Below are 10,606 nucleotides of genomic sequence, written 5' to 3'. Positions count from 1 at the left end.
AACGGCAACGGCCCCGGCGACAACAACGGTGGCGGCAACGGCAACGGCCCCGGCGACAACAACGGTGGCGGCAACGGCAACGGCCCCGGCGACAACAACGGTGGCGGCAACGGTGACGGCTGCGGCGACAACAACGGCGGCGACAACAACACCGGCGAGGGCAACAACGGCGGTGACAACAACACCGGTGAGGGCAAAGACGACTGCGGTGAGAACCCCGGCGGTGAGAACCCCGGCGGTGAGAACCCCGGCGGTGAGAACCCCGGCCAGGGGAACCCGCAACTCCCCGGAACTCCGGAGACGCCCTCCGTGCCAGAATCCCCTGAAGTGCCGCAGGCCCCCCATGCCCCAGTCATGCCAGGGGAAACGGTCACGAAGGACCCGGTGAAGACTTCGGGCACCGTCACGGTGCGGACAGTGGTCGTGCCGGCTTCAACGGGGACGGTTCGCACCAACCAGGGCCTCAACGTCCAGTCGGCTGCGGTCGCGGCATCGGATGACCCGGGTCAGGTGTGGCTGGGAGGGCTTGTCGTGGCGAGCCTGACCGCTGCGGGCCTCGTGGCCGGCCGAGCCGTTGAGCGGAAGCGGAACGCTAGCTTCTAGCAGGAACGAGTCAGTCAGTACGAAGGGGACGGGCACCCGAGAGGGTGCCCGTCCTCATTTCTTCAGTGCGAGCGGCATCGTTGGCGAACCCGGTAGCACTATGCGCCGATGTCTCACAAAATGAGACTGATTATCCGCAGGAGAGCCCGCTTCGTAATCTGGGTCGATGGACGCCTCAACTGCTCGTATCGACCTCGCGATCATCCCCGGAGACGGCATCGGCCCGGAAGTCACGGCCGAAGCGGTGAAGGTGCTCTCAGCGGTACTGCCCGATGAGGTGGAACTTGCGCTCACCGAGTACTCCCTCGGCGCCCAGCACTGGCTCGCCACCGGGGAGACGCTCCCTGAGGAAACCCTCACCCGGTTGCGTGCCCATGACGCAATCCTCTTTGGAGCGGTGGGTGCGGCACCGGGGGATAAGCGGATCCCCTCGGGGCTGATTGAGCGGGAACTGCTGCTCAAACTGCGGTTCGAACTCGACCACTACGTCAATCTGCGCCCCTCCAAGCTGTACCCGGGGGTGGATTCGCCACTGGCCGCCCCCGGCCCCGTCGACTTCGTCGTGGTGCGGGAGGGCACCGAGGGCCCCTACGCGGGCAACGGGGGAACCCTGCGTGGTGGTACGAAGCATGAGATTGCCACCGAGGTCTCGCTCAATACAGCGCACGGGGTGGAACGCGTGGTGCGGGACGCCTTCCGTCGTGCGAGCGAGCGCCCTCGCCGGAAGCTGACCCTGGTCCACAAGCACAACGTGCTGGTGTTCGCGGGCCATCTTTGGAAGCGGACCGTGGAGGCGGTCGCGGCCGAGTTCCCCGAAGTCAGCCACGACTACCTGCACGTCGATGCGGCGACGATCTTCCTCGTGACCGATCCCTCACGGTTCGACGTCATCGTCACTGACAATCTCTTCGGCGATATCCTGACCGATCTCGCCGCGGCAATCAGCGGAGGGATCGGCCTGGCGGCCTCCGGAAACCTCAACATGGACCGCACTGCACCCTCGATGTTCGAGCCGGTCCACGGCTCCGCCCCGGACATTGCGGGCCAGCAGAAGGCTGATCCTACGGCCGCCATTCTGTCGGCGGCGCTGCTGCTGCGGCACCTGGGCCAAGAGGCCGCAGCCGAGCGCATCGAGAGTGCGGTTGAGGCCGACATTGCCGGGCGCACCGGAGCGCCGCGAACGACGTCGGCGGTGGGCGATGCGATTGCCGCCGCAGTGTCCTAAGGTGGTTAGGAACCATTAACCCAGCGTCGGCGAAGCAGCCGGCACTGATCACTGACCAAATAGCCTCCCGGAGCGCCGCTCCGCACGGAGCAGGTCACGCGCGGAGGAATCATGACAGCCACCGATCTGGAGTTCGCCCAGCATCTCTCCACTACTCCGAAGACCGTGGAGCAGCGCGAGGCCATCCTCGCCGATCCCGGGTTCGGCAACCACTTCACGGACCACACAGCGATCGTTGACTTCTCGGTCGATGCCGATGGAAAGGGCGGCTGGAGCAATGCCCGGGTCGAGCCATACGGTCCCATCGCACTCGACCCCGCCGCTGCCGTACTGCACTACGGCCAGGAGATATTCGAGGGCATGAAGGCTTACCGCCATGCCGATGGTTCAATCTGGACCTTCCGAGCGGACGCCAACGCAGCACGCCTCAACAGGTCGGCGGCCCGACTGGCCCTTCCCCAGCTTCCGGAACCGATCTTCCTTGAATCCCTGCGCCAGCTGGTTTCGGCCGACCGTGACTGGATTCCTACCGGTGACGGAGAAAGCCTGTACCTGCGGCCCTTCATGATTGCCACGGAGGCGTTCCTGGGTGTCCGGCCCGCACGGGAGGTTTCGTTCCGGGTGATTGCATCGCCCGCAGGAAACTACTTCGGCGGAGAATTGAAGCCGGTTTCGATCTGGGTCTCCCGGAACTTCGCACGCGCCGGACGGGGCGGGACCGGCGCGGCGAAATGCGGCGGCAATTACGCGGCCTCTCTCGCAGCCCAGCTCGAGGCAGAGGCCAACGATTGCAAGCAGGTACTCTTCCTCGATCAGTTCAATGACAACGCCGTTGAAGAGCTCGGCGGCATGAACGTGTTCTTCGTGTTCAAGGACGGCTCGCTGGTCACTCCGGCGCTGTCCGGCACCATCCTCGAAGGTGTGACGCGCTCCTCGGTGATCCAGCTGGGCCGCGACCGCGGCATGAATGTCGTCGAGCGCAAGATCACTCTCGACGAGTGGCGCGACGGCATTGCCTCCGGCGACATCACCGAAGTCTTCGCCTGCGGCACGGCAGCGGTGATCACCCCGATCGGGCAGCTGAAGGACGGCGAGGACATCATCGGCGCACCCGATGCCCTGCCCGGCGAGGTGACGATGTCCATCCGTAGCCAGCTGCTGAGAATCCAGACCGGCGCTGCCGAGGATATCCATGGCTGGCTGACCCGGCTGGTCTAGATTCAATTCTCTGGGCGGCGCAGCGTCACCGTTGTGCCGCCCGGGGCCTTCACGTGCGGGCCGGAATGTTGCCGCGTCGCCTAGGCCGGCAGGCTGAGAAACCTGTGCGTGGCGAGCAGGGCCTTGATCTCCTCGATGGGCAGCGGTCTGCTGAAGTAGTAGCCCTGGCCGCTGGCGCAGCCCATGGCCCGCAGCTGGTCGGCCTGTTCCTTCGTCTCGATGCCTTCGCACACAGCCTCAAGTCCGGCCGCCCGGATTAGCTGAAGCACTGCTGAGACAAACCCGAACTGGCCGGGTTTGGTGTCAAGATCGACAAGAAGCGAGCGGTCCACCTTCACCATGCTGACGGGCAGCTCGCGCAGGTAGCTGATCGAGGAATAGCCGGTCCCGAAGTCGTCGATCTCGATTCCCACTCCAAGCTGCTGCAGGCTGAGCAGCGAGTACATCTCCACTTCGCCCCGCGTCACGATTGCCGATTCGGTGATCTCAATGACCAGGCAGGAGGCAGGGACCCCCGTTTCCCGCAGCAGGCCACGCACGTAGTCGACCAGGTCGAGCTGCTTCAGCTCAACAGCGGAGAGGTTCACCTGAAGCTGGAAGTCGTCGTCGAGCTGGAGCTCACGGCGCCATTCGGCGAGGTGGCGCAGGGACGTCGACATCACCCACCGGTCGAGGTCGTGGATGACTCCGATCTCCTCGGCGAGGGGGATGAAGACGTCCGGCGGGATGAGCCCGCGCACCGGGTGCTGCCAGCGCACGAGTACCTCAAGCCCGATGATGCGGCTTGTCGCAAGCTCAACCAGCGGCTGGAAGTGAAGAACCAGTTCGTCGCGGCGGATGGCGGCCCGGAGTTCCGCCGCCATCTGGCTGCGGAGCTGCCGCGAGTACTGCATCACCGGTTCGAACACCTTGATGATGTTGCGGCCTTCGCGCTTGGCGGCGTACATGGCGGTGTCTGCGTCGAGCAGCAGGTCATCCGCGCTCTGCTGGGGATCGCCGAGCCGTACCCCGATGCTCGCCCTTGAATGGACCTGGAGGTCCTCCAGTTCGATGATCTCGCCAAGGACTTCGAGGGCGCGGCGTGCGACGCGCATGCAGATCTCCATGGTGGCCGCCGGAAGGAGGATGGCAAACTCGTCGCCGCCGAGCCGCGCGACGACGTCGCTCGCGCGCACCACACCATTGAGCCGGACGCCGACCTCCTGGAGCACGCGGTCGCCAGCGTCATGCCCGAAGCGGTCGTTGACGTTCTTGAACGAATCGAGGTCAAGCAGGATCAGCGCCGGCGGGGGCGCCCCATCCGCGGCCTCGGCCAGCGCGGTCTCAAGGGCTTCCATTAGGGCCACCCGGTTCGCGAGGCCGGTGAGGGCGTCGGACATCGCCATCTTCTTCATATCCCGGTGGGCCTGGCGAAGCATCGCCGTCCGGCTTTCCACCCGCTTCTCGAACTGGTCGTAGACCTGTTCGAGTTCCTCGGCGAGGAGGTTGAAGCCGGTGATTACCGCATCGACTTCATCCCTTGCCTCCGAGGGCTCAATGCGGCTGCTCAATTCGCCGCGCGAAAGGCGCACTATGCTGTCGACCAGCTGGCCCAGCCGCGGATCCTTGTTTTCGGCGTTCATCTTTTTCAGGGTACCGGCAGGAAGCCCGCCAGCCATGCAAGCGCCTCACCGCGCGATGCGAAGAAGGCGACAGGGCAACGTGGCTCCTGGCTTCCCATCACGAAGTTGCCCAGCACGCGGTCCACAGGGCTGGCACCCAGCAGGGCAACCGCTGCCGACATCTCGGCGGCACCCAGGGCGGTGCGCGCATTGCGGTCGATGGATTTCACGCCCCGAATATCGATCAGCAGGGGCCGGGGCACGCCCGCCGCGAGCGCGCGGGCCTCCTCCGATTTGGATTCGGCCAGCCGCTTGGATACATGCTCCCCGGCGGGAAGCGTGATCACTGTGATTCCATCCCGCGAAAGGGTTTGTTCACCACGCCGGTGGACACCGGCGGCACGCTCCGCGCCAGCCTCAAGCATTTCTGCGTCTTCGTGGAGCAAAATTTCGTCGGTCATCGGTCCCCCAACCATCCCGTGTCGAAATTCAGCGGGCCACGTGCGGCACGGAGCGTCGTTCGGCGCCCCATCGACGTTCGCGGGCAGGACTTTGATCCGGCTCGAATGAGCAGGTTCCGATGATCGAGTTAGACATATGCTCCCCAGCATCCATACGGCAACAGCAGCGCCCCTTGAGGCGAGCGTTGCATTTCACCACTTCTCCATTGAAGGACGGAAACCCCGTTATACCAGAGATCACCGACAGTGTTCTCTCCAAGCGGCACCGGACCTTGATTTCGCCGAGATACGGCGGCGCACGCCGCGGGATGCGCGTAACACTAGCACCATGGCCCACCCTCAGGCGGTGCTCTTCACGACAAATTCTGGACTGGAGCCGGGGGAGCGGGAGCTGATGGGTCAGCAGTGGTTTGGGTCAGCAGTGGATTGGGTCAGGGGTGGACCGGGTCACCGCCGGAATGGCGCTTAAATGTAGAGGCCCCGGCCGGGGTGGGAGTAATGGGGGGAAACGCCCAGCCCGGCCAGGGCTTAAAGAAGACTCTACACAACTAGCCACCCTCAACCGCAAGTCCGCTTCGCTCAGAGGGGAATTCGTGGTGCTGGACGACGGTCGGCGGCTGTGCTGTGGCTTGAGCCGGCCCGCCCGATCAACCGCCCTGGACCTGGTGGATGAGTTGCCGTGCGGCAGCGGCCCGGTCATTGGCGCCGGACTGGACGAAGAGCTGCTCGCTCGCTTCGAGGTTCAGCAGGGCTTCGAGTTCGATATGCCGGGCGTTATATGCCTGGCCCAGCAGGAAGCGGGCCTCGGCGGCGGTGTGGGTAGCGAGCAGGGACTCCTGGGAGGTCACCGCCCGCAGTCGTTCGATCGCTGCATCGAACTGTCCGGTCAGGACGAGCCAGTGCGCACGGGTCAATGCCAGTTCGAGCCGGTCCCGTTCACTGCCCCCTACAATTGAGCTGGCCATTTCTGCGCGGTCGATGCATTCGAGGGTCTCCGGCTCGACGACCCCCGCGGCGAGGCGCAGCGCAGCGGAAGCACGGTTGAAGCGGGCCCACAGGTCAAGGTCGTTGGTCGGCGACAGGTTGTCAGCTGCGAGGCGGTGATACTTGGTTCCGTCTTCGACGCGTTGAAGGAGGAATGCCACGTTGCCAATGGCCCAGTAGCTCATGCCCGCGGTCTGCTTGCTCGCGTTCTCTTCGAGAAGATCGGCCAGGACCAGGCATTCGGTCCAGGCATCGGTCAGTTGGTCACTGTCGGCAAGCGCCGCGATCAGCGCATTCTGCGCCTCAATGTGCAGTTCCTGTTGCCCCGGGGCGAGCGACGCCTGTGCTGCGGCTCCCCGCGCTTCGGCGACCGCTTCCCTTAGTGCTCCACATCCCTGCAGGGCGAAGGAGACCAGGGTCGCCACCCTGACGGCGAGCGCCGTCGACTGGGCGGTGACGGGGTGGTTTTGAAGACTGCGCCCGACAATTACGGACTCGTTCATCAAGCCTTGCTTGCGCAGGCATTCAGCCTGAAGAAACGTCATGTTCCACCAGGCGTTGTCATCGTTGAGGTCAGCTGCAAGGCCCGCTGCCTGCTCGGCAATCCGCCGCGCAAGCTCGTAGTCGCGTTGGTTCCACGCGCTTCGAGCCTGAAGTTCGAGGAGGACCTGTTCCCCTGGCGTTTCCTGCAGGGCCTTCACCACCTTCGGCTCGCGGATGGTGCCTGGCGGCGCCGTCCAACTACGTGGGCGCCGCGCGGTCGGGCGTCCAGTGAAGGCCAGCATGGACCCCCGGAATTAATTAGTCAAAAAATGTTACGTTTGTGACTGGTGTGGCGAAGCTACATTTCGTAGACTGAATCTGCTATAGCAATGCAGAGGACCGCTTTTGTCTTTTGCTTCCATCTCACCTTGAGGACAAATTATGAAGAAGCTCACCTCCGCGCTCCTGCTGTCGGTACTTTTCGTCACAGCCGGAAGCTCTGCAGCCGTCGCGGCCGGCTCGACCTCGACGAAGTCGGGCTCGACCACCGTCAGCACCGATCGCGTAAACAACTGGCCGTACTGATTCTTTCTCCGGTCGGTTCTAAAGGGAACCGATTGAAAGCAAAGAAAAAACCTGGCCGGACCTGTCCGGCAGTGTGATAAGGGCCGTGAACCCGCCTCCTGGGGGGCGAGTTCACGGCCTTTCCGCTGCCCGGGGCCGGCTGGGATGAGCCTGTAACCTAGGACAATGCGTATAGCCCGGTTTGTTGTAGATAACGATCCAATGTTCGGCGTCGTCGAAGGCCCCGACGGCAGCGAAGAGCTCGGGGTCATCAACGGTGACCCCTTCTACTCCGGCATCCAGCTCACTGGCGCGCGGCATCTGCTGGCCGATGTGCGCCTACTGGCCCCAGTGATTCCGCGCAGCAAGGTGGTTGGAATCGGCAGGAATTACGCGGATCACGCCGCCGAACTCGGCAACGAGGTTCCGCCGGCTCCGCTGATGTTCCTTAAACCGAACACCTCCGTTATCGGCCCCGGTGACCCCATCCTGCTTCCGTCCTTCTCGGACGAAATTTCCTACGAAGCGGAATTGGCCATCGTCATCGGGCGGATCTGCAAGGACGTGCCCCTCGAGCGGGTCGACGACGTCGTCTTTGGTTACACCTGCGCCAATGACCTCACCGCGCGCGATGCCCAGCGAACCGACGACCAGTGGGCGAGGGCCAAGGGCTTCGACACCTCCTGCCCCATCGGGCCCTGGATTGAGACCGAGCTTGACCCCGAAAACCTCGCCGTCAAGGGGAGCCTCGACGGCGAGCTGCGCCAGGACGGCTCCACCAGCCAGATGATCTGGGGAGCCAAGGAACTCGTTTCCTACGTCTCCCAGGCCTTCACCCTGCTTCCCGGCGATATCATCCTCACCGGGACGCCAGCGGGAGTGGGGCTCATCAGCGAGGGACAGCGCTACGAAGTCGAGATCGAGGGGATCGGCCGGCTTTCAAACCCCGCCCGCCGCTGACTCCGGCGGCTGCCGCGCCCGGTGGCCGGGGGCGAAGGGTCCGGCTACTAGAATTGGCCCATCATGACTACTGCAGCCGAGATCCCCACTGTCAATGACTCAACCCCGGTCCGCGTGCGGTTCTGCCCGTCACCCACGGGCACACCGCACGTCGGGTTGATCCGCACCGCCCTCTTCAATTGGGCGTACGCCCGGCACACCGGCGGCAAGCTTGTCTTCCGGATCGAAGACACCGACGCCGCCCGCGACAGTGAGGCAAGCTACAACCAGCTGCTCGACGCAATGCGCTGGCTTGGCATCGACTGGGATGAGGGCGTCGAGGTGGGTGGCCCCCATGAACCGTACCGGCAGTCGCAGCGGGGGGACCTCTACCAGGATGTGATCTCGAAACTCGTGGAGGCAGGGCACCTCTACGAATCCTTCTCCACGCCCGAGGAGGTCGAGGACCGCCACCGGTCTGCCGGGCGCGACATCAAGCTGGGCTACGACAACTTTGACCGCACCCTCACGGAGGTCCAGCGCGATGCGTTCCGCAGCGAGGGCCGCGGCGCGGTGCTCCGGCTGCGGATGCCCGATGAGGACATTACGTTCACCGACCTGGTCCGCGGTGAGATTACCTTCAGGGCCGGCAGCGTTCCCGACTTCGCCGTCGTCCGGGCCAATGGAGCACCCCTCTACACGCTCGTCAATCCCGTCGATGACGCCCTGATGGGTATCACCCACGTGTTGCGCGGCGAGGACCTGCTCTCCTCCACCCCGCGGCAAATCGCCCTCTACCGCGCCCTGATCGATATCGGCGTCGCGCGCTACATGCCGCTGTTCGGGCATCTTCCCTACGTCATGGGCCAGGGCAACAAGAAGCTGTCCAAGCGCGACCCGGAGTCGAACCTGTTCCTCCACCGGGACCGCGGGTTCATCCGCGAAGGGCTGCTCAACTACCTTTCGCTGCTGGGCTGGAGCCTGTCCGCTGATGAGGACATCTTCAGCGTCGCGCAGCTCGTTGAGAAGTTCGATGTCCGCGACGTCCTGGCCAACCCCGCGCGCTTCGACCTCAAGAAGGCCGAGGCGATCAACGGCACCCATGTCCGGCTGCTTGAGCAGGAGGACTTCCGCTCCCGTCTCGTCCCCTATCTCCAGGCGGCCGGACTGATCGGAGATCCGGTCACGGAGCGCGAGGAACGAATCATCGCCGAGGCCGCGCCGCTGGTCCAGGAACGGATCACCCTGCTCGGCGAAGCCCCCGAAATGCTCGGTTTCCTCTTCAAGGACGACGACGCCATCGACGTCGCCGACGACGCGCGGAAGGGCCTGCCGGACAACCTCGACGAGGTCCTCGGCAAGACGCTCGAGGCTCTCGAAGCCGTGACCGACTGGGACGCGGAGTCAATCCAGGGTGCCCTGCGGGCTGCCCTCGTGGACGACCTCGGCCTCAAGCCCCGGCTTGCGTTCGGCCCCGTGCGCACCGCCGTTTCGGGCCGGCGCATCTCCCCGCCCCTGTTCGAGTCAATGGTTATCCTCGGCCGCGACTCCTCTCTGGCGCGGATCCGCGCCTTCGCCGGGGCAGGCGACTAATGAGCGCGGTCCCGGGGGAGGGGGCGCCGGTCATCGAGGGAGTGCTCTTCGACATCGATGACACGCTGGTCGACCTTGAGACGGCCATGGGCAGGACTCTCCACCACATTGCGGGGGATGCCTTTGGGCACCTGAGCGACGACGACTGGGCGGAGTACAAGCGGCTCTTCACCACGGACCCCCAGGGCCACTATGAGGCCTTCCTGGCCGGCCAGGTGACGTTCGCCGAGCAGCGGCTTCGGCGCGCCCGCCACGCCCAGGCCTCCTTCATCGCAGATCCCCTTGAGGGGGAGGCCGCCCACCGGTGGAGCAGCGCCTACGAGGCGACGCTGCCGCTGCATTTCCGGCCGTACGACGACGTGATGCCCCTCCTCGACGAGCTCGAGGCCAGGGGCGTCCCGTACGGCGCCGTGAGCAACAATGTGCACGACTACCAGCGGGCCAAGCTTGACCGGTCCGGGCTGAGCCGGATTCGGGTCTTGGTGGGGATCGATGCAGTCGGAGTCGCGAAACCCGACCCCCCTATTTTTCACGAAGGTGCCCGGCGCCTTGGCACGGACCCTGCCCGCACCCTCTATGTCGGCGACCACCCTGCAATCGATGCCCGGGCCGCGGATGCCGCAGGCCTCGTCGGCGTCTGGCTGGACCGGCGTGGCGCCGGCTCACACTCCCCGTCGAGGCCTTCCGGCGCCTCGGAAGGCGGGGCGGAGGAGGCCGGAACGGCGGGGGAGGGGCTGCGCCGGATCACCTCCCTGGACGCCGTTTTGCAGTTCCTGCCATCTTTCCGGTAGAGTTATTTCTCGGCGCGGAGCGGTAACGCGGCCCGGATGCCTGTACCACTGGGCTTCGGAGAGTGCCATTGGGGTATGGTGTAATTGGCAACACACTGGTTTCTGGTACCAACATTCTAGGTTCGAGTCCTGGTACCCCAGCGC

9 protein-coding genes, 1 tRNA gene and 1 pseudogene are annotated in these 10,606 nt (G+C 64.9%); 8 read left to right on the top strand and 3 right to left on the bottom strand.

Features of this window, described 5'->3' with window-relative positions:
• The 3 genes and pseudogenes from I6N91_RS16180 to I6N91_RS16170 all read left to right on the top strand — a co-directional run.
• A pseudogene (locus tag I6N91_RS16180) lies at positions 1–603 on the top strand (hypothetical protein); the annotation flags it as partial.
• A gap of 166 nt (positions 604–769) precedes the next feature.
• Positions 770–1,828, top strand: a complete 1,059-nt coding sequence (locus I6N91_RS16175; RefSeq protein WP_198814259.1) for a 3-isopropylmalate dehydrogenase — start codon at positions 770–772, stop codon at positions 1,826–1,828.
• 111 nt (positions 1,829–1,939) lie between these two features.
• The gene (locus tag I6N91_RS16170; RefSeq protein ID WP_198814257.1) at positions 1,940–3,046 is read left to right on the top strand and encodes a branched-chain amino acid aminotransferase; all 1,107 of its coding nucleotides are present in this window, start codon (positions 1,940–1,942) and stop codon (positions 3,044–3,046) included.
• An 80-nt stretch (positions 3,047–3,126) separates the two neighbouring features.
• Here the strand turns inward: I6N91_RS16170 and I6N91_RS16165 are convergent, their stop codons facing one another.
• The 3 genes from I6N91_RS16165 to I6N91_RS16155 all read right to left on the bottom strand — a co-directional run bounded on the left by I6N91_RS16165 (position 3,127) and on the right by I6N91_RS16155 (position 6,877).
• Positions 3,127–4,668: a bifunctional diguanylate cyclase/phosphodiesterase gene (locus tag I6N91_RS16165; protein ID WP_198814255.1), complete on the bottom strand. Its 1,542-nt coding sequence runs from the start codon at positions 4,666–4,668 to the stop codon at positions 3,127–3,129.
• Positions 4,669–4,673: 5 nt separating this feature from the next.
• Entirely contained in the window at positions 4,674–4,994 is a 321-nt protein-coding gene (locus I6N91_RS16160) for an STAS/SEC14 domain-containing protein (RefSeq protein ID WP_198814253.1), read from the bottom strand.
• Between the two features lie 761 nt (positions 4,995–5,755).
• Positions 5,756–6,877, bottom strand: coding sequence for a hypothetical protein (locus I6N91_RS16155; protein WP_233091962.1), 1,122 nt, complete (start codon positions 6,875–6,877; stop codon positions 5,756–5,758).
• A gap of 139 nt (positions 6,878–7,016) precedes the next feature.
• On the opposite strand from I6N91_RS16155, the gene I6N91_RS16150 reads away from it, so the two are divergent.
• The 5 genes from I6N91_RS16150 to I6N91_RS16130 all read left to right on the top strand — a co-directional run bounded on the left by I6N91_RS16150 (position 7,017) and on the right by I6N91_RS16130 (position 10,603).
• Positions 7,017–7,160: a hypothetical protein gene (locus I6N91_RS16150; protein ID WP_159618352.1), complete on the top strand. Its 144-nt coding sequence runs from the start codon at positions 7,017–7,019 to the stop codon at positions 7,158–7,160.
• A 165-nt stretch (positions 7,161–7,325) separates the two neighbouring features.
• Complete coding sequence (locus I6N91_RS16145; RefSeq protein WP_198814251.1) at positions 7,326–8,099, top strand: fumarylacetoacetate hydrolase family protein; 774 nt, start codon at positions 7,326–7,328, stop codon at positions 8,097–8,099.
• Positions 8,100–8,162: 63 nt separating this feature from the next.
• The gene (gene gltX / locus I6N91_RS16140; RefSeq protein WP_198814249.1) at positions 8,163–9,671 is read left to right on the top strand and encodes a glutamate--tRNA ligase; all 1,509 of its coding nucleotides are present in this window, start codon (positions 8,163–8,165) and stop codon (positions 9,669–9,671) included.
• Entirely contained in the window at positions 9,671–10,462 is a 792-nt protein-coding gene (locus I6N91_RS16135; RefSeq protein WP_198814247.1) for an HAD family hydrolase, read from the top strand. The genes gltX and I6N91_RS16135 overlap by 1 nt, the downstream gene beginning before the upstream one ends.
• A 69-nt stretch (positions 10,463–10,531) precedes the next feature.
• A tRNA-Gln gene (locus tag I6N91_RS16130) sits at positions 10,532–10,603 on the top strand.
• Positions 10,604–10,606 lie beyond the last annotated feature (3 nt).

This window comes from Arthrobacter sp. MSA 4-2 (assembly GCF_016405885.1).
Classification (GTDB): Bacteria; Actinomycetota; Actinomycetes; order Actinomycetales; family Micrococcaceae; genus Arthrobacter_D.
Note: the sequence above shows the minus strand (reverse complement) of the source record. Positions and strands in the feature narration are given on the sequence as shown.

Coding starts and splice junctions, on each gene's coding strand:
- I6N91_RS16175 (WP_198814259.1), top strand. CDS start 770: ATGGACGCCTCAACTGCTCGTATCGACCTCGCGATCATCCCCGGAGAC.
- I6N91_RS16170 (WP_198814257.1), top strand. CDS start 1,940: ATGACAGCCACCGATCTGGAGTTCGCCCAGCATCTCTCCACTACTCCG.
- I6N91_RS16165 (WP_198814255.1), bottom strand. CDS start 4,668: ATGAACGCCGAAAACAAGGATCCGCGGCTGGGCCAGCTGGTCGACAGC.
- I6N91_RS16155 (WP_233091962.1), bottom strand. CDS start 6,877: ATGCTGGCCTTCACTGGACGCCCGACCGCGCGGCGCCCACGTAGTTGG.
- I6N91_RS16150 (WP_159618352.1), top strand. CDS start 7,017: ATGAAGAAGCTCACCTCCGCGCTCCTGCTGTCGGTACTTTTCGTCACA.
- I6N91_RS16145 (WP_198814251.1), top strand. CDS start 7,326: ATGCGTATAGCCCGGTTTGTTGTAGATAACGATCCAATGTTCGGCGTC.
- gltX (WP_198814249.1), top strand. CDS start 8,163: ATGACTACTGCAGCCGAGATCCCCACTGTCAATGACTCAACCCCGGTC.
- I6N91_RS16135 (WP_198814247.1), top strand. CDS start 9,671: ATGAGCGCGGTCCCGGGGGAGGGGGCGCCGGTCATCGAGGGAGTGCTC.